The sequence below is a fragment of the Streptomyces sp. NPDC058052 genome (assembly GCF_042885515.1).
In the GTDB taxonomy this organism is placed as follows: domain Bacteria; phylum Actinomycetota; class Actinomycetes; order Streptomycetales; family Streptomycetaceae; genus Streptomyces.
This window is the reverse complement of the sequence record NZ_JBHVRX010000031.1, coordinates 17,409-44,184: the sequence shown is the minus strand read 5'-3', so window position 1 is coordinate 44,184 and position 26,776 is coordinate 17,409. Positions and strand designations below refer to the sequence as shown.

General features: G+C 70.2%; 16 protein-coding genes. 7 read left to right on the top strand and 9 right to left on the bottom strand.

The genetic code is table 11. The features are described from left to right. Positions 1-322: 322 nt before the first annotated feature. Positions 323-6,418, top strand: a complete 6,096-nt coding sequence (locus ACFVU3_RS31770; RefSeq protein WP_390071680.1) for a DNRLRE domain-containing protein — start codon at positions 323-325, stop codon at positions 6,416-6,418. Continuing rightward, the gene (locus ACFVU3_RS31765; RefSeq protein ID WP_390071678.1) at positions 6,415-6,852 is read left to right on the top strand and encodes a hypothetical protein; all 438 of its coding nucleotides are present in this window, start codon (positions 6,415-6,417) and stop codon (positions 6,850-6,852) included. The genes ACFVU3_RS31770 and ACFVU3_RS31765 overlap by 4 nt, the downstream gene beginning before the upstream one ends. A gap of 715 nt (positions 6,853-7,567) precedes the next feature. On the opposite strand, the gene ACFVU3_RS31760 is transcribed toward ACFVU3_RS31765, so the two are convergent. Next, the gene (locus ACFVU3_RS31760; protein WP_390071676.1) at positions 7,568-7,708 is read right to left on the bottom strand and encodes a hypothetical protein; all 141 of its coding nucleotides are present in this window, start codon (positions 7,706-7,708) and stop codon (positions 7,568-7,570) included. A gap of 517 nt (positions 7,709-8,225) precedes the next feature. On the opposite strand from ACFVU3_RS31760, the gene ACFVU3_RS31755 reads away from it, so the two are divergent. Then, complete coding sequence (locus ACFVU3_RS31755; protein ID WP_390071675.1) at positions 8,226-9,374, top strand: hypothetical protein; 1,149 nt, start codon at positions 8,226-8,228, stop codon at positions 9,372-9,374. A gap of 65 nt (positions 9,375-9,439) precedes the next feature. Beyond that, the gene (locus tag ACFVU3_RS31750; protein WP_390071673.1) at positions 9,440-9,646 is read left to right on the top strand and encodes a hypothetical protein; all 207 of its coding nucleotides are present in this window, start codon (positions 9,440-9,442) and stop codon (positions 9,644-9,646) included. Positions 9,647-10,169: 523 nt separating this feature from the next. Here ACFVU3_RS31750 and ACFVU3_RS31745 read toward each other — a convergent pair. The 8 genes from ACFVU3_RS31745 to ACFVU3_RS31710 form a co-directional block, all read right to left on the bottom strand. Then, positions 10,170-11,351: a C40 family peptidase gene (locus ACFVU3_RS31745; protein ID WP_390071672.1), complete on the bottom strand. Its 1,182-nt coding sequence runs from the start codon at positions 11,349-11,351 to the stop codon at positions 10,170-10,172. After that, entirely contained in the window at positions 11,348-14,020 is a 2,673-nt protein-coding gene (locus ACFVU3_RS31740) for a hypothetical protein (RefSeq protein WP_390071670.1), read from the bottom strand. Before ACFVU3_RS31740 ends, ACFVU3_RS31745 begins: the two co-directional genes overlap by 4 nt. Next, a complete protein-coding gene (locus ACFVU3_RS31735) occupies positions 14,020-16,572 on the bottom strand; it encodes an ATP-binding protein (RefSeq protein WP_390071668.1) in 2,553 nt (850 codons plus the stop codon). Before ACFVU3_RS31735 ends, ACFVU3_RS31740 begins: the two co-directional genes overlap by 1 nt. Positions 16,573-16,589: 17 nt before the next feature. Beyond that, on the bottom strand, positions 16,590-17,246 hold the full coding sequence (locus ACFVU3_RS31730; RefSeq protein WP_390071666.1) for a hypothetical protein: 657 nt from the start codon (positions 17,244-17,246) through the stop codon (positions 16,590-16,592). After that, positions 17,243-17,587 (bottom strand): hypothetical protein, encoded by a 345-nt coding sequence (locus ACFVU3_RS31725; protein ID WP_390071664.1) that lies wholly within the window; start codon positions 17,585-17,587, stop codon positions 17,243-17,245. The genes ACFVU3_RS31730 and ACFVU3_RS31725 overlap by 4 nt, the downstream gene beginning before the upstream one ends. Then, the gene (locus ACFVU3_RS31720; RefSeq protein WP_390071662.1) at positions 17,587-18,570 is read right to left on the bottom strand and encodes a conjugal transfer protein; all 984 of its coding nucleotides are present in this window, start codon (positions 18,568-18,570) and stop codon (positions 17,587-17,589) included. The genes ACFVU3_RS31725 and ACFVU3_RS31720 overlap by 1 nt, the downstream gene beginning before the upstream one ends. A gap of 74 nt (positions 18,571-18,644) precedes the next feature. Next, positions 18,645-18,872 carry a hypothetical protein gene (locus tag ACFVU3_RS31715; protein ID WP_390071660.1) on the bottom strand — a complete coding sequence of 76 codons (228 nt, stop codon included), beginning with the start codon at positions 18,870-18,872 and terminating at the stop codon, positions 18,645-18,647. A gap of 106 nt (positions 18,873-18,978) precedes the next feature. Next, complete coding sequence (locus ACFVU3_RS31710) at positions 18,979-19,791, bottom strand: hypothetical protein (RefSeq protein ID WP_390071658.1); 813 nt, start codon at positions 19,789-19,791, stop codon at positions 18,979-18,981. A 1,112-nt stretch (positions 19,792-20,903) separates the two neighbouring features. Here ACFVU3_RS31710 and ACFVU3_RS31705 point away from each other — a divergent pair. From ACFVU3_RS31705 to ACFVU3_RS31695, 3 genes are all read left to right on the top strand, one after another. Continuing rightward, entirely contained in the window at positions 20,904-24,878 is a 3,975-nt protein-coding gene (locus ACFVU3_RS31705) for a hypothetical protein (RefSeq protein WP_390071657.1), read from the top strand. A 99-nt stretch (positions 24,879-24,977) separates the two neighbouring features. Continuing rightward, a complete protein-coding gene (locus ACFVU3_RS31700) occupies positions 24,978-25,295 on the top strand; it encodes a hypothetical protein (RefSeq protein ID WP_390071655.1) in 318 nt (105 codons plus the stop codon). Between the two features lie 383 nt (positions 25,296-25,678). Then, complete coding sequence (locus ACFVU3_RS31695; protein ID WP_390071653.1) at positions 25,679-26,134, top strand: hypothetical protein; 456 nt, start codon at positions 25,679-25,681, stop codon at positions 26,132-26,134. Positions 26,135-26,776 lie beyond the last annotated feature (642 nt).

Genomic DNA, 26,776 nt, shown 5'->3' with positions numbered 1-26,776 from the left:
GAATCGGGGTGCAAGTTTTAACTTTGCCTCCCCTTGGGGGTCTTTTTACCGTTGCCTTACTCGGTAAGTTCACAAGTGCGTCACAGCTGTGGCGTAACTGGACTCAACGCACCGAGGAATGATGACTAGTCAGATACCTGCGCCAGAGGAGCGCGGGCGAGTCTGGACCGGGGGAAGTCTCCGCTACATAGCGGGAAGCGTCGCTCTGGCCTTGACCGTGGGTCTGCTCAGCAGCGCGTCGGCTGTGGCGGCGGAAGAAGACCTGCCAGCGGCGCCGGAAAAGCCGACGGTCACGCAAGCGGCTGACATCGCGTCGGCACGCGTGGCCGCGAAACTGTCCGGTACGAGGGTCGAGGCGCTCTCCGAGCGGACCGAGACGTCGACCACCTGGGCCAACAAGGACGGATCTCTCACCACCGAACTGGCGGCCGGGCCGCTGCGCTTCCAGGATGCCGCCACGGGTGCCTGGCGTGACGTCGATGTCGACCTGGCTGCTCAGGCCGATGGTTCGGTCGCTTCCAAGGCGCACCCTGCCGGGCTGAAGTTGTCGGGCAAGAAGGGCGCCAAGGCGTCTTCCCTGCGTGCGGCTCAGGCCGCCCCTGCCACCGATCTGGTCACCCTGGGGCAGGGCGAGGACCAGATCACCCTGCAGTGGCGGGGCGGTCTGCCCGCACCCCGGCTGGACGGTACTCGCGCCACTTATGTGAACGCCGTGCCCGGCGCGGATGTGGTGGTGGAGGCCACCCGCACCGGCTTTGAGCAGTTCGTGGAGCTCAAGCAGAGGCCCGCCAGCGACGGCTTCTCCTACACGCTGCCGCTTCGGACCAAGGGGCTGAAGGTCGAGCAGCAGGCCGACGGCAGCGTGCTCTTCACAGACAAGAAGTCGAAGAAGACCGCGGCGATGCCGGCCCCGGTGATGTGGGACGCGACCGTCGACAAGGTCTCTGGTGAGCACACCCACCGCGCCAAGGTCGCGATGAAGGTCGTCAAGTCCAACGGCGGTGTCGACCTGGTCATCACTCCGGACCCGGCGTTCCTTGCCGACCCGGCCACCGAGTATCCGGTGACCATCGATCCGTCCACCTCGGTTCTGGGAAACCTGTTCGACACCTACGTTCAGCAGGGCGAGACTGTCGACTGGTCGGCTGACACTGAACTCGACCTCGGTAACCCGGGGACCAAGAACGGCGACGGAACCTTCCGCACCGCGCGTTCCTTCATCACCTGGAACACCGCCCCGGTGGCCGACGCGCTGATCTCGAACGCCTCGCTCTCCCTGTGGAACTTCCACTCCGGCAACACCGACTGCAGTGCGCAGCCGTGGGAGGTGTGGACCGCGAACAACGCCACCACCGCCTCTCGCTGGACCAACCAGCCCGCCATGGTGACCAAGATGGCCACCTCCACCCAGACCAGAGGAAACACGGCCTGCTCCACACAGCCCGACGGGTGGATCAACGCCGACGTCACCGACCTGGTCCAGCACTGGGCGAACAACAAGTGGTCCCACGCCGGCATGGGCCTACGAGCCACGGACGAGAACGACGTCAAGGAGTGGAAGCGGGTCAACTCCGCCAACGCCGCCTCGAACGTCCCCAAGCTGACCGTCACCTACAACTACCGACCGCGCACTGGCACGAAGCAGGAGGCGGGCCCGCCGTACTTCTCCTACGGCGGCGCCTACGTCGTCAACACGCTCACCCCGACGCTGCGGGACACCTTCGTCGACGCCAACGGCGACAAGGTCAACGGCACCTTCCAGATCTTCGACAACGCCACCAACGCCCAGGTAGGCAACGTCATCGTCTCCCCGTGGGTGAACTCCGGCCAGGTCGCCTCCGTGACCGTCCCCGCCGGCGTGCTCGCCAACGGCAAGACGTACAAGTTCCGCACCTCCCCCTATGACGGGGCGCACTACAACCTGGGCTGGTCGGAGTGGAAGACCTTCACGGTCGACACCTCCGCCCCCACCGCCCCCACAGGCATCACTTCGACGGACTACCCCTCCGCCGGCTGGGTCAAGGGCGCCGGACAGGCCGGCACCTTCACCGTCACCCCCAGTGGAACCGACCACAACTGGCTCGAGTGGTCACTCGACGGCGTGAACTGGACCAAGGTCGCCACCGCAGGCTCCACCGCAACCAAGGCCATCTCCGTCACCCCTCCGAAAAACGGCACGCACACCCTGCACGTGCGTCAGGTCGACAAGGCGGACAATAAGTCCGAAGCGATCGAGTACACCTTCCACGCCGGTCCTGGCGGGTTCGTCCAGCCGAGCGAGGGCGAGCGCACCGCCCGTCGCCTGCCGCTGGTGGCCGAGGCCGACGGCACCAAGTACGACAAGGTCTCCTTCTCCTGGCGCCGCTCCGAAGCCGACCCCTGGGCGACCATCCCGGCAAGTGACGTCTCCGCGAGCGGTACACCGCTGAGTGCCTGGCCCGCTCCGATGACAGGCGGCAAGAACGCCGCCCTCGTCTGGAACACCACCGACACGGTCGATCCCGACGGCACCATCCAGATCAAGGCCGACTTCACCGGCCCTGGCGGCTCGGGCAGCACGGTTCCTCTCAGCATCGTTGTCGACCGCAACGCCACGGGCGCGGCCGACGAAGAAATCGGCCCGGGCTCTTTGAACCTGCTGACAGGCGACTTCACCCTCTCCGGCTCCGACGCCTCGGCATTCGACCTCACCGTGTCGCGCACCACCTCCTCCCGGACCCCGGACAAGGCCGCCCGGCAGGAGGGCCAAGCCGCGATCTTCGGCAAGGAGTGGATCTCCGGCACCGCTGCGGAGATGACGGAGTCCGACTACAGCCACGTCCGCCGGATCTCGGACACAGCCGTCGACGTGGTGACGGTTGACGGCGAGCCGATGAGTTTCACCTCCAACGCGGCCAAGAACGCATGGATTCCGGAGCCTGGAGCCGAAGACTTCGTTCTCCGAGGCAGCGTCGCGACTTCGTTCACGCTCAGCGACGCCGAAGGCACCGTCACGGAGTTCACCAAGCCCGACCCCGCAGCAACGACCTGGCAGGTGTCCAGCACGCTCCTGGACGGACTGGCCAACTCCGCAACAACGGTGGTCTCCGAGACGGTCACTGTCGACGGCAAGAAGCTCGCCCGCCCCAAGCGGGTCATCGCGCCCACCTCGGCCGTCACAGCCGCCACCTGCACCGTCACGCCTTCCACCAAGGGCTGCCGAGTGCTGGAGTTCGTCTACGCCACCTCCACCACCGCAACCACCACGGCCTTCGGCGACTTCACCGGTCAGGTGAAGGAGATCCGCCTGTGGGCCACGGAACCCGGCGCCGCGACCGCCACCTCCAAGGCGGTGCAGACCTACCGCTACGACGATGGCGGACGACTGCGCGAGGTGTGGAACCCGCTGATCACACCCACGCTGAAGACCACCTACACCTACGACAGCGCGGGCCGCGTGACCGGCTACACCCCGCCGGGAGAGCTGCCCTGGACCTTCGTCTATGGCAAGGCCGGAGCCAGCCCGACGGCCGGCGACGGCATGCTGCTCAAGGCGTCCCGGCCCGCTCTGAAGCAAGGCACCGTCGACACGGTGGAAGGCGAAGCCACCACCAGCGTCGTCTACGACGTTCCCCTGACCGGCACCACGGCTCTCTACCGACTTGGCGCCTCTGACGTCAAGGCGTGGGGCCAGACCGACGCCCCGACGGACGCGACCGCCATCTTTCCCGCCGACGCCGTACCGGCCGGGCACTCAGGAGCCACTCTGGGGGCCGCGGACTACCGGCGCGCCCAGATCAAGTACCTCGGAGTTTCCGGCCGCGAGGTCAACGAGGCCAGCCCCGGCGGGCACATCGTCACCACCGAGCACGACGCCTTCGGCAACAACGTCCGTGAGCTCACCGCAGCCAACCGGGCCGTGGCCCTCGGGCTGACCGCATCCGACCGCGCCATGCAGTCGGAACTGGGAATCGCCCAGCTCACTGCCGCCGAGCGTGCGGACCTGCTCTCCACCCGGTCGGTGTTCGACGCGTCCGGCACCCGCGAGGTCGAGGAGTTCGGACCCCTTCGCAGGATCGATCTGACGGAGGACCTGAAGTCCGGCACTACCGTTCTCGTCCCTGCGGGAGCCTCGGTCACGGCCCGTTCCTGGACGGCGAACCAGTACGACTCCGGCCGTCCCACCGACGGCACGGCCAAGGTCAAGGATCAGATCACGCGTGTCGTGCTGGGCGCTCAAGTGCGTGAGCACCCGTCCGTCCACGCCGAAACACGTACCAGCGACACCGTCTACGACTGGGCCAAGGGCCTGCCCGTCAAGACGATCGCCGACCCCGCCGGCCTCGCCCTGACAACGACCAAGCAGTACGACAGCCAGGGCAGGGAGACCAAGGTCATCATGCCCGGTGGCACCGAGACTTCGGCGACCACTCATACGACCACCTACTGGTCTGCTACCGGCACCGGGCCCTGCCAAGGCCGCCCTGAATGGGCCGACCAAGTCTGTTCCACCGGCCCGGCCGGAGCGATCACAGGCGGCGGTTCCAACCCCGCCCAGCTGCCGACGATCACCACCGAGTACGACTGGTGGGGCAACGCGGCCAAGGTCATCAAGACCGCCAACGGCAGCACCCTCACCGCCACGACCACCTACGACGCCGCAGGACGCGAATCCAAGGTCAGCACGACCGGCGGGCCGGGACCCCTCGTGCCGGAAACCACCACCGAGTACGACCCGGCAACAGGCCGGGAAGTCAGGACCGTCTCGCCGACCGGCGGCACCATCACCATCGCTCACGACAAGCTCGGCCGGCAGATCTCCTACACGGACGCCGACGGCGGAACTACCACCACTCAGTACGACCTGCTCGACCGGCCCGTGAAGGTCACCGACAACACCCCGTCCACCACGACCTACACCTACGACCACGCCACCGAGCCCCGCGGACTGACGACCCGAACCACCGACTCCGTCGCCGGCGTCTTCCAAGCCACCTACGACCCCGACGGTTCCTTGGCCACCGAGAAGTTGCCCGGCGGCTACACCCTCTCCATCACCGAAGACACCACCGGTGTCCCGGCGAACCGCACCTACACCCGTGACAGCGACGCGACGACGGTCTACACCGACTCCGTCACCGAATCCACGCACGGCCAGGTCACCACACACGCCGGCTGGTCCGCGCAGACCTACGGCTACGACAAGACCGGCCGGATGACCTCCGTCGAGGACACAGCCGACACGGTGTGCACCCGGCGAACCTACATCTTCGACAGCAGCGCCAACCGCAAGTCCCTCACCAGCGCCGCCAGCGCCCCCGGACTCGCATGCCCGACATCCGGCGGAACCACCAAGTCCCACACCTACGACACCGCCGACCGTCTCGTCGACGCCGGATACACCTACGACGCCTTCGGCCGGACTACCGCGCTGCCGGGCAGCACCATCAGCTACTACTCGAACGACCTCGTCCACCAGCAGACCACCGCCACCCAGCGCCAGACCTGGACACTCGACGCGGCGCTGCGCCTGAGGGGCTGGAAGAACGAGAGCGGCGGGGGAACCACGTGGACCCAGACCGCCTCCAAGGTCAACCACTACGACGGCGAGGGGGACAACCCCCGCTGGATCGTCGAGAACACCACCACCGGCGAGCTCACCCGGAACATCGACTCCGCTTCCGGTGACCTCACCGCCACCTCCAGCGCAAGCGGCGACGTCGTCCTCCAGCTGTCCAACATCCACGGCGACATCGCTCTGCAACTGCCCCTCACGGCCGGTGACGCGCCGGTGGCTCTGGACAACGACGAGTACGGCAACCCGCGCCCCGGCCAGGCGGCAGTCCGCTACAACTGGCTCGGCGGCAAGCAGCGCTCGTCCCAGACGCTCACCGGTCTCGTTCTCATGGGCGCCCGGCTCTACAACCCCACGACCGGACGATTCCTCTCGATCGACCCGGTCCGGGGCGGCTCGGCGAACGCCTACGAGTTCTCCTTCGCCGACCCGGTCAACCGCCCCGACGTCAGCGGCCGCTGGGTGCCCCTGGTCCTCGGCGCCATCCGAGTGGGAGTCGCCTGCTGGCGGCACTGCGGCAAGGCATACCGAGCGGTGCGGACGGGATACCGTGCCTACAAGAAGGCCCGGTACGCAAAGAAGTACCTCAAGACCTGGAAGCAGTGGAAGGCCAAGGGTGTCTCCTGGAACCACAACCGCTACTTCGGCGAGACGAGCCGACTCTTCGGCGACTACGCCCGCGGACGCCAGGGCTGGCTCAACCGCAAGAACTGGGGCGTGGGCTGGAGCGCGCGCGGCTTCAAGAAGGACTGGGGGTACAGCAAGAAGGCGAAGCTGTCCTTCCCCGTCGCCAGGACCGTCTTCAGGATCAAGTACGGCAAGGGCCGTAAGATCGACCTGTTCATGGGCAGGTGGTTGGGGTGACGCGCGTGAAGTCCGAGAGGCTGAACATCGCAGCCGAGATCTCCGCAGCGGCGCGCAGTCTCGGCGACACGGATCCGGAGATCGAGGAGCGGGAACTCGACGGCGGCGGCTGGATGACCGACTTCGTCATCCGGGTGGACGACGAGGATGTGGAACTGGACGTCATGCATTACGCACGCGTCGCCCCGTCCGCTCGCCTCACCCTCGAGGGATGGCAGTTCGAGCAGGTCGCCGCGTCGGATCTCCGGCAGGTCATCACCAAGATCCTGTCGGGTGAAGCGGTGATCAAGCCCAGACGCACGTTCTTCCGCCGCCCCGACCACGTGCTCGAGGTGGCAACCCGCACAGGCACGTACTACGGCTCCAGCGAGTCGTTCTCGAAGGAGCGAGCCGCTGTGTGGGAGACCCGTCTCCTTCTCACTCCTGAGAGCTAGAACCGTATAGGCCGCGGTTACATCACCGTCCGGCTGCCCTGCCCGATAAGCAAGGCAGCCGGACTTCTCGTTTTCGCGGTTGGGCCGCTGAGAAGTCGGACGCTCCCCTGGCGGCATTAATCGTCCGGTCAAGGGACGCCACGCACACTGACCCTGCGGACGCCGAGAGGAGTCCACCGAGTGGAGTCCACCCGACACCGCGCATCGCCACCGGGTGGGCTCCACCGAGTGGCTCCACCGGGTGGACTCCACCTCGGTGCGCCGGACGACGATGGGCTCCACCGTGGTGCGCACCGCGATGGTGCGCCACCGCGCCCGGCACCGCACCACTCCGACGACGCCCGACGCTCCGCACCGCACCGGTACGCTCGCCGCAGCCCCCTTGTCCGGGTGCGGCCGAACGCGGGCGCCCCCCTTGTCCGGCTCCGCTACACCCCCTTGTCCACCTCTGCTACCGCGACGTTTCTCCTGGACATCGCCGGTTTCGGCTCGCGATCAGGTCGCGGACAAGGGGGTGTGTGATGGAGGAGCGCGTCCGGCCGCGGCGGTCCCGGCGCGGTGCGGCGACGTCCGTAGACCACGCCATCGGCGCCCGGTGGTGCGGTGCGGTGGTGCGCACTGGTGCGGTGCGATGCGGCGGTGCGCACCACTGTGGTGCGGTGCGGTGCGCCGGGGATGCGCGCCGCACCGCACCGCCACCGTCCCGGAGGTGCGGTTACGCGGTGGCGTGGTGCGCCGGGTGCGCTTCCATCGCCTGCTTCATTCCTGCGGCCTCCAGCCGGCGCAGGACCTCGCCGACGTCGCTGTGCTCCTCGGTGAGGATGTTCTCGGCGAACCGGACGATGGTGTCGGCCATGCCCCGCGGGCCGGACAGGCACACGCTGTGGCACAGGAGCTCCAGCAGGAGCCGTCCGAGCGCGGCGGCCAGGAGGAGTGCTCGCAGGGCTCCCCGTCGTGGTCGTCCGCGGCGGTGAGGGGGATGAAGACGCGGGCCGCGACGTCCAGGAGCATCCGGTCCAGCTCCGGGCCCGCCTCGTCGGCGACCGTGCAAGCGGTGTCGATGTCCCCGGCCTGCCACGCCCGGATGTAGGCGAAGGCGTCGGCGACGTCCTGCGGCTCCATCGGAGCGAGCGGCATGGTGACGGTGTTCTCGGGCATGGGTACTCCTCATCATCGGGCCGCCCCGCTGATCGGGGAGACCTTGAGAACACCCTCGGATTGCTGCCCTGTGGACAGAGTCCGGCCGCTGACGAGGGAGGACCCTCCCCCTTGAGTTGACGTGACCGTTAGCGATAGTTGGCGGATGGCAGCGATAGTTGGCGAGCGCGGTGCCCGTCGCTGTCAGTGACAGTCCGCCCTGGTTGAATCAGCGGATGAGTGAGACCCCTGTCGACCTTGGAGTTGTAACCGCGCCGTCCGGTGTGCTCGTCCTGGGTATGGCCGGCTGGATCGATCACTGGTTCGAGCTCGGCGACCCGCTGTCCGTACGGGCGCTGGCCACCGCCGCCCACGGTGGCGGCCATCTGCACGAGCCCGCGGACGGCCCGAGCCGGGACTGGTATTGCGAGGCGGTCGCGGTGCCGGCCGCGGCCGACCGGCCGCTGAAGGTGCGCGCCGAAACCGGGGAGTCGTACGACGGGCCGGTGATCACAATCCTGGAAGTCGACCTCGGCCTGCCCTGGCCAGGGGACCCCGACGGAGAGCCGATCCGGCTCGGTGACCTGCCGGTTGACCGGTGCGGCATGGTCCTCGGGGATGCCCGTGCCCTCGACTCCTTCGTCGGGCTGGCGGGTGAGTCGATCAACGGACTGGCCGACGTCAGGTACTGGGGGAAGTATGAGGAGGACGCCCATGCCCGCTTCGGCGGCGAACGGGCACCACAGTTCGGTGGGCAGGGCCCTTACGGGCGGTTCGACCTCCCGCTGGCCGAAGCTCACGAGTTCGCCGGTCGGCTTCAGAGCTGGCTTTCGGAAGGGCCCGGCATCGGGCTCGTAGTCTCCGTGGATGCGCACACCCACTTCCACCTGCTGGAGCGGGCCGGTCTGACGCACCCCCTGCTCGCCGGACAGATTGAGATCGATGGATGTCAGATCCTGGGGCTGGGCTGGGACCCGGGTGACCACTCCATGCTTCTTGAGTCGTCGCCAGCAGATGAGACTGCAGGCGAGGGAGACGAAGGCGTCGTGGAGTTCGGTGCGGCGTTCCCAGCGGACGGCGAGGCGTTTGAACTGGTGGAGCAGGGCGAAGGTCTGCTCCACGACGTAGCGGAGCCTGCCCAGACCCTCGATGTTCGGGGCGCCTCTGCGGGAGATCACCGGCAGGATCTGGGCCTCGCAGAAAGGTCCTCACCCACGCTGCGGCAGCGCTGGGTGGCCTGCTGGTCGGTGTGCTCATCGGCATTGTGGGGTCGGGTGGCGGTGCCGAGAATTCCCCTCCCGGCGCCCAGGCCACCACCCCGCGGCAGCCGTCTGAGAGTACCGACCAGCAGGCCACCGAGAATGCTGAGGCTTCAGAGCCCTTAGCCAGCAGTACACCGAAAAAGAGCGCCGGGCCCACTACAGAGATGCCCGGAGATGGCACTTTCCTGGTGAACAAGGAAGTCCAGCCCGGCACGTACCGCAGCGATGGTAAGGACGGCACCCTTTGCTACTGGGCGCGGCTGAACGACACCACCGGCGAGGTTGAGGACATCATCGCCAGCGGCAACGCGAAAGGCCAGGTCATCGTTAAGGTCAGCAAGAGCGACAAAGCCTTCCAGACCTCAGACTGCAAGCCCTGGCAGAAGATCGACTGACCCTTCCTGCCGAAGTAGATGTCCCGGAGCCGGCAGGCATCGCCACCGCCGGGCGCAGCTGGGCGTCGTCGGTGAGGTCACTGGTGCGGTGCCCCACCACCCAGTCGCGAACGGCCTCTACCGCGACTTGAACGCTCCCCAGGTCGTCTAGCTGTCGATGCTCAGAATGCGCATCATTTGTCGCGAAATCGACCAAGTCAAGCTCCGAACTGCCATCCTCCCGGACAGTGATCTCGCCGCCCAGATCTCCCGCTTCCACAGTCCAGGCGGCGGATTTGTTCGGGAGATCATCATCACCGGGTCGTCTGATCGTTGATTACGCCCCAGCGAGGGACGCATCGGTCTGAATTCGCGTTACGGCCTCAAGTGTGGCAGTGAGAAGTGGCAAGCCCCTCAGTATACGGCACCATCCATACGAATATTTCTTGCTTCCAGAATTCCGGGGGCTCCGCCTCTCTTGGCGAGAATGCGTCCGAGCGATGAGATTTTTCCGACCTCGCGCCATTTGAGAACCTACACCCGGTCAGGGGCGGGTGGCGCCGTAGTAGTCGCGCTCGGGCATTGCGGTCGTCAGCGGGACGATCTCGACCGTTTTTCCGGTGCGGGGGGCGTGCAGGACGTTGCCGTCGCCGGCGTAGAGGGCGACGTGGTAGATGCCGCCTGTTCCGCCGTGGGACCAGAAGAGCAGGTCTCCGGGCTGGAGGCTGTCTCGTGGGACGGGGCGTTGTGAGGTGGCGCTGTACTGGGCGGAGGCGACGCGAGGGAGTTGCAGGGTGGGCCAGTAGGCGTTCTGGACGAGGCTAGAGCAGTCGAAACCGGCGGTGACCGACGCGGAACAGCGGCCGTCGCGATAGCCGTTCGTGCCGTCGCAGAAACCGGTCGAGGGGCCGCCGGGGGTACCGCCGCCCCAGGAGTAGGGGACGCCGAGGTGAACGGCCGCGCGGCGCAGGGCGTCGGCCCCGCGTCCGGTCCCGGAGATCTGGAGGGCCCCGGTACCGGCGGTGCCGAGCCGGTCGTAGGCGTGGACGTGTCCGAGGACCTCGTCGGCGTACGCTCCCGACTGGTTGTAGCGCAGCACCGCTTTGCGCAGCTGGGCGTCGTCGCCGAGGTCGTTCGGGCCAGTGCCGCAGAGGTAGATGGCGGTGGCCTGTGCGGCGTCGTAGATGTTGTGGGGGTCCTTGATGCCGTCGCTGTTGCCGTCCTGCCCGGAGGGTCCGTTCCAGGTGGAGGGGATGAACTGCATGGGCCCGACCGCCCGGTCATAGACGGTGTCGCCGTCCAGGGCGCCGTGGTCGGTGTCGCTGTGGACGCTGGTGTTCCCGCCGACGCCCGATCCGTTGAGCCGGACCCCGTAGATACGGGGCGTCACCGCGCCGCTCGCGGCGACATCGCGTCCGGCGGCGTGGTACGACTCGACCCGGCCGATACCGGCGACGACCGACCAGCGCATCCCCTTGCACTTCGGGCGCAGCGTGGTCATCGCGGCTGCGGCCCGGACGTAGGCGTCGAGGACCACCGGCCCGATCCCGGAGACGCCGGCCGGCGCTGCGGCAGGCGGCCCGGAGGCTGCGCCGCCGGGCTCTTCGTCGTGACTGGCGGCGCCGTTGGCGACGGCCGCGACGAACAGGACCACGAGCCCCAGGACGAGCGCCAGAGGTAAGAGCAGCACCGCGCCGGCCAGCGCCGTCTTCGCGGGGGTCTTCACGGCCGCCTCCGGCGCCGCTGCGGCGCAGGGTTGAGCGGCGGGGTCGGGCGGGGGGTGCGCCGTGTCCGCGGCGGCGTGGGCGGGGGCTGGGGGGCGGGAACGGGTTGTACTGCCGGCGGGGACGGCTGCGGGGGAGTGGCGGTCAGTGCCTGCTGGGCCTGGATGCGGTGCAGGCGCTGCCGGAGGCGGGCCTGCTGTGTTCCGGCGGGCGGCTGTGCGATCGACGGCACGGGACGCCCCCGCCGCACCGGCACCGGTACAGGGGTGGGCGTCGGCGGCTGGACCGGGCGGGGTGGTGGCACCGCGCGGCGCCGACGAGCGGGCGGAGGAGGCGGGAACGGTCCGGGACGGGTCGGCGGGTTGTAGAGGCCGAGTCCGCTGCGGCCGGTCACGATCCGGCCGAGCGAGCGTAGGTTGTGGACTCCTTCGCCGACGAGGTTCGCCGCGGGCGTGATCCCGTTCTGGTGTACCGCCTGGACGGCCTGCTGCACTCCGTGGATCGTGCTGGTGCGGGCGGCGGAGATCCGGCCGGGCAGCGTCGTGGCCGCGGCGCCGACACGGCGTGCCGCTCTCGGTCCGTAGACGGGCAGTCCGACGGTGGCCTGGAGGCCGAAGCGTGTCGTCCTGGCCGCGCCGCGGACGCTTGCCGTGGCGGTCTGGCCGGCGAGGCGTGCTGTTCCGGCGATGGCCCGGCCGGTGCCGCGCAGGGCCGTGCCGCCGAGGCTGTGGGCCGTGCGGGCCGTACCGGCCCGGCCGAGGCCGGCCACGCCGGTGCCGCCGGTCAGGGCCATGGCGCCGAGCGTGAGGCCGCCCAGCGCCAGCTTGCGGCCCGCCCCGCCCCGCTTGGGGGAGGGGAGCGCGGGCGCTGCGCTGCCGCCGACCACGCTGGTGCCGACCCGGGCGCGCGCGCGGAGAGCGAGGCTGCGGGTCGCCCGGGTCAGGCGCTTGCGGTAGGCGAAGGCGCCGAGCACGACGCAGTCGAGGATGACGAACCGGATGGTGATCCCGCCGGGCAGATCGCGGTCGGTGGCGTTCAGGACGGCGTTGACGACGACGACGAACACGGCGACCGCTGCGACGGAGACGAGCATGAGGGCCAGGGCGCGGGCGATGGCGGTGGCCCGGTCCCACAGCCAGCCGCGCCCGGGTCCGGGCAGGACGCCGACGGCCAGCCCAACCTTGGCGGTCATCGCCTCGATGGCGATCTGCAGCTGGGCGAAGAGGAACGCGAACGTCAGCGTGATCATGAAGATGCAGGTGAGGAAGGCGGCGATGACCATGAAGAAGGCGCCGCCGACCTTCTCCATGCTGGCTTTCTTCGCCGACGCGGCACCGTCCTTCACGCACTCGGCCTCGAACGTCTTCAGCGGGCCCTTGGCGGCGAGCTTCTCGCGGATGACCGCGTCGGGCGTCGCGGTGACGGCTTCCGTGATGTCCTTCAGCAGGCCCCCGATGTAGGGGATCTGGCCCGCCTGCCGTTCGCCGGACGCGAGGAACTCGTCGACCTCTTTGTCGAAGACGGCTTGGGAGATCCGGGATTCGCGAAAAAGCGTGCCGCACTTGGGGCCGCCGTCGTCGGGGTCGGAGAAGGTCCGGCCGTAGGAGAGCATCATCGCCGGCCGGGCCACGAAGGCGTCCACCAGGGCGTCGGTGATGGGCCGGGCGATCGAGGAGGGCGAGGTGCGCACCCGCGTCCCCACGGTGTTTCCCTCCGCCGGCTTCTCCCACTTTCCGCTCGCCGTCGTCCGGTCGGGGCTGTCGATGGACTCCTCGTCCAGGACGAGCGCAGCGGTCTCCACCGCGAGATCACGCACGGAGGCGACGACGCCCTGGTCCTTGGACAGCAGCATTTCCGGCGGCGAGGCCAGCGCGCCGAGTGCGAGCGCGGAGATGACCAGCGCCGCCGCCATCTCGCCCCATCCGCGCGCCCGGTTGCCGAACAGCAGGTGCCAGGCCGCGACCACCATCGCGAACGTGAGGAACAGGGTGGGCAGCCCGAGCTGGACGATGACCCCGCCGTACAGCGACGTCGAGACCGTCAGTGCGGGCTTGAGGAGGAGACCGGCCAGGGAGAACGACAGCGCCCAGGAGATCAGGAAGCAGGCGAAGGAGACCAGCCACTTGTTGCCGAGGAACATCATTTCGACGAGGAAGTGCTCGATCTTCAGGTCCCAGTCGCTCCAGCCGCCTGTGTCGGCGTAGACCCGGTAGGCGGAGACGGGGATGTTGTTGCGGTCGGTCACCTCGAACGCGGACAGCACTCCGCTCCGGGACGCCTCGTTGTTGAGGTAGTCCTCCAACTTCTTGTCCCAGGCTTCCTTCGCCCGGCGCTCCTGCTCCGCGGCCGCAGTGCGGTCGGCTTCCTGCCCGATCTCGTCGAGCGTGGTGCCGTCCGCGGGCGGAGTGAAGACCGGAGCGGGGGCGAGCGGGTTGTCCGGGTCGGCCGACGGCACGAGACGGTTCGGCACGGTCGGCGACGGGGTCGGCTCGGGGGCGGCGGTCGCGACCGCGGCCAGCAGCAGCGAGGAGAGGCCGGCGAGCATCAGCAGCACCACCGCGCCCAGCAGCGCCCGGCCCGGCCGCGCCCACCGCACCAGCGCGGCGGCCCGGCTCCCGAATCCGGCCGCCGAGGGGGACGGCGTGCTGCGCGCGAGGCGCCGGCGGGCCATCAGACGGCCTGCCGGACGGGCTGGGAGTGGATGGCGGCCGCGATCTCCTCGTCGGCGGGGATGGTGATCTGCATGGCGCCGATCCGGCCGGTCAGATCACGGTGGAGGCACTCGCCGGCCCGCGCGGCCCGCTCCTCGTCGCTCATCTCCGGCCGGTTGGGCGACAGGCCGGAGGTGACCAGCGTCAGGAGGTCCTCGTCCTGGTCGCTGCACCCCAGGAACGCCAGGCCGCGGGCGGCGAGGTTGCGGTTCGTGTGCCGGAACAGGCACTTGCGCGGGATGAGACCGCGCAGGATCTGACCCTTCTCGCTGTCGGCGGGGCCGATGTCGTCCTCGTCGTGCCCGCCGAACCACGCCCCGGCGTTGTGCTTGCGACCGTCTTTGACCAGCTCGATCGCCAGCTCCAGCCCCTCGGGCGAGGACGTCAGCCACCAGCACTCGTCCCAGATCGCCACCGCGAACTCGTCCGGAGCGGCATAGGCGATCTTCCGGCACAGGGCGGCGATCAGGTACATCACCGCCCGCCCGAACGTCTTCTCGAACTGCAGCTTCTCCAGCCGCCCCGCCTCCAGCTCACCCTTCGTCGGCAGCCCCAGCGAATGCACCGCGAACACCACACTGTCCGCGGTGGAGTTGCGCACCACCGGCAGCGTCTCGTCGAACACCGCGCGGGCCAGGTCCTTGCGGCGGACTGCGGCCAGACGCCGCGCGGCGAGCGCCGCGAACGTGTCCCCGCCCGCGCCCCGGTTGGCCAGCTCCTCGACCAGCACCCGCATTGAGGGGTGCGTCTCCTTCAGGACAGCCTCGATCGCCTCCGACAGGGCGATGCCCTCGTCGCTCATCGGCGACAGCCCCAGCAGGAGCGTCAGGTACGACTCGGTGAACCGCTGCGCCTCCGCCGGCTCGGTGAAGATCCGCAGCGGGTCCAGGGAGATCCGGGCCTGGTCGTCGATCGTGATGATCTCCGTCTCGCCGGGGCACACCTGGGCGAAGCGGACCCATTCCTGCTGCTCGGTCCGGTCGACGACCACCGCCCGACCCCGGCGGACTCCGTGCCGGCGCGCTCCGGCCGCGAGCACCGAGTACATGGCCGACTTCATCCCCACGCTCTTGCCGCTGCCCAGCTCACCCACCCACGCTGCCGCGGCCGAAGTGTTCTCCCGCGGCCCGCGCGACCAGTCGCACAACACCGGCCGCACCCCGCCATTGGCCAGCTGCAGCCCGTACAGCGGGCCCGTCTCGTCCCCCAGCGCACTGCCGGTGAACGGCGCGGCCATCGCGAAGTCGCGGGCCAGGAGGTACTGCGAGTACTGCGCCATCACCGACGGCGTCCGCGTCCCGGGCAGCATCCCGTACCAGAGCGCCTCCTGCTCACCGCGCGGCCGGACGAAGGTGTACTCCCCGGCGGCGAAGTGGCCGGACAGCTCGCCCGCCCGCCGCTCCGCCTCCTCCGGCGTGCCGCCCCACACGCACAGCGCGGTCATCGCCCGCACCTCGACTTCCGTCTTCGACGACGTCAGCCGCTCGCGGAATTCGTCCAGCCCGGACGCCGCCTTGTCGACGCCGGCAGGCACCCCGGCCGTCTCCCCGTCGTACTGCTCGTACTGGTGGGCCAGCTCCCGCGCCTGGCGCCGGCTCTTCGCCTCCGCCGCGGCGCCGCTCTCCACCTGAAGCCGCACCACCCAGTCCACCGGGAACGAGAAATCGTCCAGCTGCCCCAGGTACTCCGACCCGGGGAACGTGAACGCCTCGGGCATCTCCGCCAGCGCGAGCATCGCCTGGTACGACGAGCCCCACTCGGTCGTCGCCTCCACCCACCGCCGAGAGAACGGATTCCCCCGCCCCCCGCCCCCGCCCCTGCGGCCGGCTGTCTCCTGCCCGTCCTGCTCCGGGCCCGCGCCTAGCATCCCGCCCTCGGCGAGCACCACCTGCCCCAGCGAGGCCGCTCCCCGGCCCCGCCCCCGCACCTGCTGGCCCCCGTCTGCGGCGGGGAGCACCGGCTCGGCCAGACCGCGCCGCGCGCTGTGCCCGTAGATCCACAGCACCTCGGCCGCGGACGCCGGCCGCAGGCCGATCCCGGACGGCCACATCGACGCCAGCCGCTGCGCCTGGACCAGGCGCAGCTCCTCCTCCCGCGCAGAGACCGGACGGGGCAGCAGACCGAGCGCCAGCGACACTTCGGCCCGCGCGGCCGCGACCACCTCACGCAGTGCCTCCTTCCGCGGCAGAGGCAGCGGGAGCGCGAGCCAGTCCGAGCGGCCGGTCAGCTCCAGCTGCTCCAGCTGCCCGTGCAGCACCTCCACGCTGGCCGCGTACCGGGGCGAGGCGGTCATGTCGATGTCCGCGCACATCCGGGCCACCACGGTCTGCGGGTCGACAGCCGGGCACAGGCTTAGCAGCATCGACTCCCCCTGCAGCTGCTTGACCAGCGCCTCCAGATGTCCCAGCCGCTGCTGCCGGGCCCGCCGCGAGCCGTGCGCCGTCTGCGCGCCCTGCACCCGGAAGACTGCCCAGACCGTCCCTTGCGTCGTCCACACGATGTTCCCGGCCACGTGCCGGATCGGAATCCTCACTGCTCACACCCCCGCTCGACATCCACGTCCCGCACCTTCATCTGCTCCTGACGCAGTGCCAGCAGAGCCGCGGCCGCCACCACCGGACTCCCGGCCCGAGTCCCCGCCCGCGCCGCAGCAGCTGCCGGCCGCCCTGTCGTCGCCGGTAGAGCCGACGGACCGCCCGCTGCCGCGGGATCCGCCGCAGCCACGACCGGCTCCTCGGTCACGCCGGCGAAGTCCGGGGGCTGTTCCGTCCACGTCACGCTGCACACCCCCACCAGCGGCCGATACCGGCCCACCGGCTTCACCGGCCGGCCACCCAGACGCCCCGCAGCAGGCGCCGCCAGCGCACCGCCCGCGCTCACCGCGACCAGGAGCGGATTGCGCCCATCGACGTGGACGTGCCGCACCACCAGGGACAGGCCGTACGGCACTACGAGGGCGATCACGAAATTCGCCAGACCGAAGTGCGCCCACACCGAGCGGGTCAGCATCAGCACCGCGAAGGTCACCGCGATCACGGCCACCTGCGGCACCGTGTACGGCCCACCCGGGATCGCCATCTGCCCGCCCGGCCACTTCCCGATCATCAGCGGATGCCGCCGGGCCTTGGTGTAGCACCGGCCCACCAGCACCCCGTCGACGGAAGACGATTCCGCGGGCGTGCTCACAGACCCTCACCGCCGTGCTCCACCGCAGTCCCGGCGACCGGCTCCACACGCACGACCGCAGGCCCGCGCCCCTCGGTCACCGGCGGCGCCACCCCACCCGGCTTGATCGTCTCCCCGACGGAGTCGCGAAACGCGGAGGCGTTCATCACCGCGTACCACAGCGCCAATCCGCCCAGCAGAGCTCCGCCCGCGGCCAGCACTGACTTCGTCCTGCGCCAGGCGGCGATCGTGGAGAGCGTCACCATGACCAGCATCACCGTGGTGGTCAGCAGGCCATTGATCCGGATGCCCAGCATGTCGACGTCGTTGATCGTGTCCGCCAGCAGCACCATGTCCGCCATCACTTGCTCCTCTTGTCCGTCGAACCAGAAGCGGCAGCCAGGAGCGGGGCCGCCTCGACGGCCTCCACCTCCCACCGCCCGTCGCGCGCCTTCAGCGCGACCGCATACGTCAAAGGCCGCTCCACACCGGCCCGGTCGGCCGCCGTCACGTCCACCAGCAGCCGGCGCCGCGTCCCGTCCGGGATCTGCGCCCCCTCGGGGAAGGCCGCGCCCGGCGCGTTCGTGCCGTACTCCGCGACCCGCTCCACGCGCGCCGAGGTGTATGGAGCCGGCACGATCGGCGTGAGCCTGCTGCCCGGAGGCATGTACCGGTCGACCTCGCCACCGCCCGACAGGTAGGAGGTGAAGAACCCCTGGAGCGTCCGCACTCCCGGATCCGCCGCACTGGGCCCCGCCGCCTGCCCGTAGCCGAGTTCAGGCGCCTGCCCGGCCGGCAGCGCACCGACCTCCGCGGGCAGAGCCACCGCGGCGAGTTCCCCCGCGGTCCCGGAGCGCACCGGCACCCGGAAGTACCGCAGCCCTGACGCCGGCTCGGCCTCGTCCCGGTCCGGCTTCGCCGCCGGCTCGGTGGGGCGGACCCGGGCGGCGACCGTCACGGCCCAGTAACCGGCCGAGACGGCCCGCACCCGCACCGCCGCGGCCTGCTCCACCACCTGACCACCCCCACCGCCCGACAGCGTGGCCGGCCCCGCCCCCGGCATGAACGCCGCGACCGCGTCACCCGTTTGTCCCTCCTCGGCCTCCAGGTACGCCGTCACGAACAGCTCGGCGAACCCGCCCGGTCCCGACGAATCCACCGCCACCGCCGCAGGCCGCTCCGAGGCGACCTCCGCGCGCACCACCTCGGGGCCCGCGAGCAGCGCCCACGCCCCCAGCACCGGACCGGCCAGCAGCAGCACCCACGCCGACCGGCGCAGCACCGTCACCGCGTTCGCCGAGGCCCCCAGCGAACCCAGCTCCCACCCGCCCGCCTCCGCGGGCAAACCCGCCTCCTCACCCCGTCCGTGCTCACGAGCCGCCCGCGTCTGCTCGGGGACCGGGCCCGTGCTGCGGCGCCTCACGACTGGGCCTCGCGCAGCAGGGCGGCCCGCGTCAGGCGCGTCTGCGCGGGAAGCTCGCACCAGCGGCCGAACGCCTGCCGGGCCACCGGGGCCTCGCGCAGATACATCCGCATCACCTCCTCCGTCTCGACGGAGAACGGCGCCACCTCCAGCAGCACGGCCAGCTCCCCGAGCCGGCGACGGGCCCGCATGAGCACCGCTTCGTCCGACGGCTGTTCCGCCACGGCCGACACCTCACATCCCGGCCGGCGGCCCTTCCGCCGGTCCACCCCCGCAAGGAGCAGGCCGCGCCCGAACGTGACAGCCGCAGCCCGAGAAAACCGGAGAGCCTCACGCCGCCCGCACCCACTGCCGTGCAACCGGCCGCAACCGCGCCACGGCCCGGCTGCGCCGCTGACGCCGGGCCGCCGCCGACACCCCGGCCTGCCCCTGCGACTCCGCCCACACCTCGTCCGCGATCTGCCGCGCCCGCACCACACTCAGCAGACCCGCCTGCACCCCCCACAGCAGCAGCTCAGCCAGCTCCGCCCGCGCCGGCTCCCACTCCCGCGCCCCCTCCACCAGCCCGCCGGCCACAGCCTGTTCCACCACCCCAGCCCGGCACGCGGCCTCCGCCACGTCCTCACCGCTCGCCCGCTCCGCCCACTCGGCGCTCCACTCGATCGCCTGGGGGTCGTCGTCCCGCAGCTCCCGGCTCGCCCGGTGCAGCGTCTCCAGCAGCAGGTTCGCCGCGACCTTCCGAGACCGGTGCAGCGGATAGGCGCGCACCACCCCGTACAGGGCCGCCACCACGACCTGCCCCACCTCGTCGAACTCCCGCCCCGGCCGCAGCAGCGACCGCGTGGTGCGCACCGCCCCGTCCACCATCGCCTGCACCACCACCCGGGCCGCCAGCCGCGCCCCCGCACCCTCACCAGCCGCCACCGCCAGCAGCGCGCCCATCCACCGGTCGCTGTGCTCCCGGCCCACCCGCCGGTCCCGAACCCCGAGCCAGCCCAGCAACTCCTCCAGCTCCACCGGCCCCTCACCCGCGGCCAGGACACCGGCCTCCTCCAGCCAGCCACGCACCCGCGCCCCGGCGCCCGGCTCGGCACACACCAGCGCCCACTCGGCGTTCAGTCCCTTGAAGACACGGATGTCCACGACACAGCCCTTTCTCGATCACGTGTCGTCGACTGTCCTCAGCACCCCTGACCCAGAAACTGACCCAGAATCACAAACCCGCAGGTCAGAAGGTTGCCCAAAGAGCAACCCGCCCCCTGCCTCTGCCTGGGTCACTCCGACCGCCGCCGGGGTCACCCTTCGGGCCGGTTCGTGTGACCGAGGAACGGCCGGCACCGCTCCCACCTGTCGCACCTTTCACGGGCACGGCCCTCGGCAAGTGCGCCCCGGCGGCCGTTGCAGAGCTCTCGCCCGCGGCGCCGGTCTGCACCTCGCCGTGCAGGAGGCGACGCTCCGGGGTCCCCAGGCCCCCTGACCCGGCATCGTTCGCCGGCTGCTCCAGGAAGCGCGGACCGCCCGGGACCCGTGCGCAGCGCACGCGATCCCCGTCCGGTGCGCCGCGCCTGTGGAACGTCTGGGGCGGTCAGGCGGGATCGGCACGGCAGGCGAGGTCGGTTCGCTCTTCGAGCGATGAGATCCGCCTCGGCGGCCTGGGCATGAGGCCCGCCGCTCCCGTGCCGGCCTCATGCATGGATCGCCTCCGGACTGGATGCCGATGTGGCGGGAACACTTGAGGGCCGGCCGCCTGGTGACCGCCCGGCGGAGGTTGCGCCACCGGTTGCATCACCGGTTGCATCACCGGTTGCGCGGAGGGTTGCGCCACTGGTTGCGCCACCGGTTGCGCGCCTGTTCTGCATGACCGCGCGTTGCCCCAGGTCAGCGCCTATGGGTCATCCTTTCTCGCCGCCGACACCTCTTTATCCGCTTGCCGGAGGAAGAGGTGTTGTTCCTTCTCGGGGCGGCGGCCCTGCGGACCAGCGACCTGATTTCACCGGAGGGCTTCGCCCTCCTCTGGCGGTCCGCCGTACCCGGCGGCCCGCCAGGCCGCTGAAAGCGGCGGCCTGCCGCCCGCCCGCGTCTCCTCGGCGACCCGCTGACCGCCGGCGCGGGCGGTTCTGACCTGCGGAAACGTTGATGAAAGTGCAGAGCACCCCTCCCGTACGTGATGAAACTGCGGTACATTTTTCTTGTTGCCGGTCGGTGGCACGACCCCAACACCGAAGAACGCAACCACTTGTGACGGAGGAATACGCATGACCATGCTCACCACTCCCGCCCGAACCGCCATGGAAGGACATGGCCTCACAAACCCCACGATCATTGTCGACGCGCAACGCACGGCCATTGCGTACGCCGTTCTCTCGCCGGCTACCGGCCGCTACAGCCTCATGACGCTCGACGGGCGCTGGGTCATCCCCTCCGCCGAGGGATACAAGACCCGAGGGCCGGCCACCACCTACGCACGCAAGCACGCCGCGGAACTGCGCCCGGAAGGGCTGCGCGTATACGAGCCGATCCGCCACACGGCCCGTCCCCAGGTCGGTCGGTACGGCGCGCGCCGCAAAGGACTGTGCATGGGACAAGTGCAGTCCGGAGGGGTCGGCTACGAGTGCGGTTCCTGCCGCGCGCTCCTGACCATCGACTCGATGTGGCGCGAGGGATTCACCATCGTCCGGGACGGACGCGGGACGCACACCCTGTCCTACGCACTCGACAAGAGCCACGCACGCAGCTTTGGCGAGGGAGCACAGAAGCGGGTGACGTCCCCGGAAGGGGAAAAGGCGATCGCCGCACTGCAGGTGGAACTGGAGACGATCCGCCACGAAACGGAGAGCATCAAGTCGCTCGCCGGAGATGCGGAGACGCACGCCGCGGCCGCGGACGTGGCCAAGGATGCCGCACTCGAATCCCGCAACGTCGCGCAGGCGTACACGGCATTGATGGCTGCGGTAGCCGCGGCCCGCGAGATTGCGCTACTGGTCAAGCTCGCCGTTCGCCGCTGTGAGGCACTGGACAAGCTGCGCGACGCGTTCCGCGCGCTCGCGGAGAGCATCGGCGTGGAAGGCTACGCCGCGGACGCCGACCGCCTGTACGAGGAAGCGAAGGGGGACGTCGACTCCGCATGGGAGTACTGCGGCGCTGTCGAGGACGCCGAGCGCACGGCGACCGCGGCAGCAATGGCGGCGCAGGAGGAGTACGGGCACCGTTGCCTGAAGTGCGGGACGTTCTTCCGTCAGCCGACGTGTTCGGGCGAGGCTCCCCTCGTTCCGTGCGCGTGCTCCGCCCTGTACGCCGGCAGCGTGGCGGATGTGACCGACCCCGGTACCATCCCCGCCCCCTGGGAGTGCGACGGGCAGCTGGAATTCCCGGAAGGGGCCCACCAGCAGGACGTCGATGCGGTCGGCGATGCTCCGCAGGACACCCCTGCCGACGCTCCGCAGGAAGTGCCTACGTGGATTGCGAACATCAGCCTGCCCGCTCTCACGGTGACGGACCGGGCGTGGTGGATCGGTAGCTACGGCCAGTGGACGACCAGGACGCTGAGCACCCGAGGCACCCCCCGGGCGGTGCTGAAGTTCGCACGCGCAGCTGAAAGCGTCGGCTGGACGGTTGCTCTCCGCGCCGGTATCGACAACATCGACGACGAAACGACGATCGGCGTGTGGGAGGTGGAAGCGACCGGACGCTGCCACGACAACGTGTTCGGCGGACAGCGCGACGCCGTTCTGTCCGTGATGTGGATTCAGAAACGTGAGGGCGGCCGCTGGACGTTCGACCGCGAGCGCTCCGCCGCGGAGATCGGCGACCGTGTCCTCTCCGGTATCGAGACCCTTGCCGACTACGAAAAGAGCATGCGCGTGGGCCGTCCAGCGAAGGCGGAAACCGCGACGGATGCCGCGCCCGTGCCGGCTCCGATTGCCGCACAGACCGTGGCGGCGGTACCGGCTGCGGAGACTGCCGAGCCCATCAAGATCGTTGCCGCTGAAACGGCTCCGGCTCCGGCTCCGGCTGCGCCCGGGCCGCGGGTGGTGCCGTTGGTCGAGTCGGTACGCCGCGCGCGGGACGAGCAGCATGCGGCGAGCGCTCGCGCATGGGACGCGCAGACGTCTGTGAAGGACCTTGACGATGCGTGCAAGGAAGCGGTGAGTCTCGGTCTGTCGGTCGACCAGGAGCAGAGGCTTCGAGGGATGCAAACCGGTGCGGCCGCGGCCGCTTCCGACGCGGAATCGACGGCATTCCGGGCGCGGGCGGCTGCGGACGCGTTGGAGCGCAGCCGAGTGGATTCGGCTGTGGACATGGTGCAGATGCGGGAGCGGACGGCGCGCCTGTTCGCCGGCGAGGGGGACGACCGGCCCCGTTGGGTGTCGAGCGACGGACGAACGGTCATGGTGTCCGCGCCGTCCCCGGAGTGGAGTGGTGACGGTACGGCAGAGCGGTTCGCCGCACTGCTGGCGGGGGCGGTAGCGGCCAAGGATGCCAGCCGCATGCTCAAGTCGACGGACGTCCCCACCAAGCCCAAGCATGGGAGGGGCGGCACAACGGAGTTTCGGCAGGCTGTGGCTCGGTCCGTGCGCCCGCTTGTCCAACCCTGGAAGGCGCCGCGCGTCCCGGCGGAGGGAAAGCCGCTGGACGGTGTCAGCCTTGCCGCTCTGGATGCCGATGGGGTGTGCGCCGAGACAGAGGCTGCCCCCGGGGTGTGGGTGCCGCAGGCGGCGGTCCATGTGGCGGACACGGCCGTGGCGAACGGCTGGACGGTCTCCATGGAGCGCGACACGCGAGGGAACGTCACCGTTCGGGTGGCAGGCACAATCGTGCGGGAGTCAGGCTACATCGAAGGCAAAATCGTCGCAATTTGGACATCAGGAATGTATGACGCGGCCCGGTCGCACGCGCAGGTAGGCGCCCGTCGACTGGACGCGCAGCTTGAGCGAGTGCTGACCACGATCAACCACCCTGCGGAGCCCGGCACCATCACGACAGCGCCCGCCCCGGCGCAAACCAGCGCACCGGCTCCGCACGGAGTGTCCGACCCGAGCGGCGCCGACACATGGGAGACGGACGGCGGTTGCCACCCCGCCGCCCGGCCCACCATGCCCTCCGCTCACCGGCCGACCGCGACCGATTCCCCTTCGAAGGAAATCGGTACATGTACCGGTCAGGTCGATGTGACCGTTCCCGCCGACACCGTGAGCGACCTCGGAACCGCCGGCACCTGGGACGGAGAGGGCGGTGCCGTCCCCAGCATCGAACCCCCCACCGTCCACCCCGCCTTGGACCGGAGCGGAACGGACTCCTACGACGTCCGCCCGTCCGCAATCGAGTGGACCCCCGCCCCCGGAACCGACCGTCGGACCGGAACCCTGGACTGCGCCGGTGTGCAGTACCGCATCTACCACGCCCCGACCGCGGCCCTGCCCTACACCCTGCGACGGATGTACAACCACGCAGACATCGACCTGGGGGGATGGGCGGACGTCGACGACGTGTGCGCGATCGTCCGCGCCGACTGCCGCCGCACCGCAGCCCTGGAAGCACACCGGCTGCACATCGAACGGCAGCAGCGCCACGCGGCCCACCGAATGCAAGGGGAGCGTCGACAGGCCACCGTCTGCCCGACGGCGGAGGAACGGCGCACCGTGGCGCGCCGGGCGGCGCAGGACCACCGGCCCGCGGCAGCGGAACTGTACGTCTCCCCGATCACGGGGACCGCGAGCGTGGCCTTGGTCTGTGGGACGTGCCGGAGTGCTCACGACGACCGGGAGGGGCGGCCGCAGAGTCTTGGTGCGGGCTACACCACCCCGCAGTCCGCCGACCCGGACGCCCTTGCCGCTCTGCTGACCAAGCGAGGATGGAACGTCTCCGGCCCGTGGACGCCACACGGAACCCGCGGCGACACCCTGCGCGCGCCGATCACCCCGACCCCCGCCTACCTCGAATGGCAGGCCGCCTCGCACGGGCCTGCGCCCCAGGCCCCGGCGGCTGCCCCTGGGGAGCGCATCACCCCCGTCGCACGGGGATGGTGGGAAGTCGTCAGCGCTGAGGGCCACCGCTACGAACTCACCTGGCGACCGGCCCTGACGGGGGCGGTGTGGCGGGTGCGTTACCAGAGCGCCCCCACCGGCAGCGGCGCCGCGGTCGCCCGGACCGAACGGGCGAGCGCCGCCATGGCTGAACTCCGCAGCCACTCCGCATCACTCGCTCAGGAATCCGCTCTTCACGCGCACTGATCGGTACATGTACCGATCGGCGTCTGACAGCTCGGCAAGATGCGGCCGGCCCCTCACGACCGGCCGCCCACCCACCCGCACCTCACGAAAGGCACCCCTGTGACCAGCACTGAAGCCACCCAGTTCGGCCCCCTCAACATCGACGGCGCCGAACTCCGCCCGATCTTTGACCCGCGGCTGCGCACCTTCTCTGTCCAGCTCTGGAAGAGCGGCGAGCCCACCGACATCCACGGCCTGACCACCCCCTACCAGTACGCCGACGAAGCGGTGGAAGAGATCTTCCCCTTCCTCGCCAAGCACAGCCTCCGGCCCCTCACCACTCCGGAGATGTACCGCCTTTACGGTGCCCTCCTGCGAGCCAAGAACCCCGAGGGACCCGACTTCCAGCTCTTCCTCATGCAGATCAAGGGAGCCTGAAGCAACTGACTCCAACCCTGGTGGTGCGGGTGAGAACCCCGCCCCACCAGGGCGCGGCATCGCCGCCCTGCGCGGCCCTGTCCCCGGCGCGCCCACCACCGCCTAGGCGAGCCCACCCGTCCCGCCTACCCAGGTGCTCCAGGGCGCGCACGGTGACGGTTCGGGCGTCGGGGTCGTGGGAGAGGACCACCAGGAGCACGACCCGTAGGCGGAGTGGATGCCGCCCACAGTGGTGGACACCCGCCACACCCTCGCCCTCCAGGCCGATCGTGAGGGCCGCGGCGTACGGCGCCACGCCGCCCGTCGGCACCGTCGGCGGCGGGCCGCCCCCGCCCCCAGCAGCACCGGCTGCCCGCCGCCGGCGCTGGCCGTATCTTGTGGCCGTGCTCGTCCTCGCGAACACCGCCGCGAGTATCGTGCAGGCGAGTACTGAGGCTCAGCAGCGCGAGGATCGCAAAGCCGCCACTGCCGACTTCCGGGGCCGCTCCGGTGCAAAGATCACGCTCGACGGAGTCGAGACCGAGGTAGTCGCCTACTGGTCCAGCGACCGCACCAAGGTAGTCGTCCAGCTCCGGAGCTACTTCGATCGGAACGCGCGGTACCTCCGCATCGACGCCGGAGAGCAGACCGTCAGCACCGAGTCGAAGAACGGCTGGTACCCCGGATCGCCGGAGGTCTCGGTGGTGGTGACGGACCCGCTCGCGGACGTCACCGTACGGGTCGCAGTGGGCGGGAGGGCCTGGAAGAAGGGGGCCCGGCCACCATCCATGACTGTCCGTCTCTCTCCAACGTCGCCTAATGACGGCGCTTCCGGCGCTCGACTGCCCTCCGACATGTAGCCGACCACCGCAGCACCGCGAGCGGGCCCGCCCCCCAGGGGGACGGGCCCGCTCGCGTTTCTCCCACCACCAACCGAAGGGAACGCTATGCCCACCACCACGCCCGCCGCACCGGACCACACCTCAGCCAACTTCGATGGTGACGGGGCGTTTGGCGTTTCAGGGGGTGGACACTGGGGCGGTGGGCACCGCACCACGCCGCCCCCTCGGCCCCGGCCCCGACGTCCCCGTCCACGACCCGAGCCCGCACCGCCGCCGCAGGTGAATGGGTCGCCGCGCCCACCCCCGGACCCGCCGACCCGACTGCGCCGCGCCCGGCCCGCCGCCCATCCCGCCCCTGTAGGCGCCAGTTCATGCCCGGCCTGCGCGAAGCCCCGGCCTGACGATGCACAACGGCGTACTCAGGGTCGTGGTCTGACGAGGTCGAGACCTTCCGGCGCTCGAGCTTCTGCAGTCGGCCAAGGCAGGTCCGTTGGGGACCCGCCCCTGGCTGTGACCTACCCCCGCATCACCTGCGCCAGCTGATGCCAACGCTGCGAGGACCACCGGCTTTTTAGCACCCCACCCCTCCCAATTTCTTCTGTTGAGGGGCAGAGAGACAGCACTGTCTGCTTTCGTAGTACTTCCAGCTCCTCAAGCGTG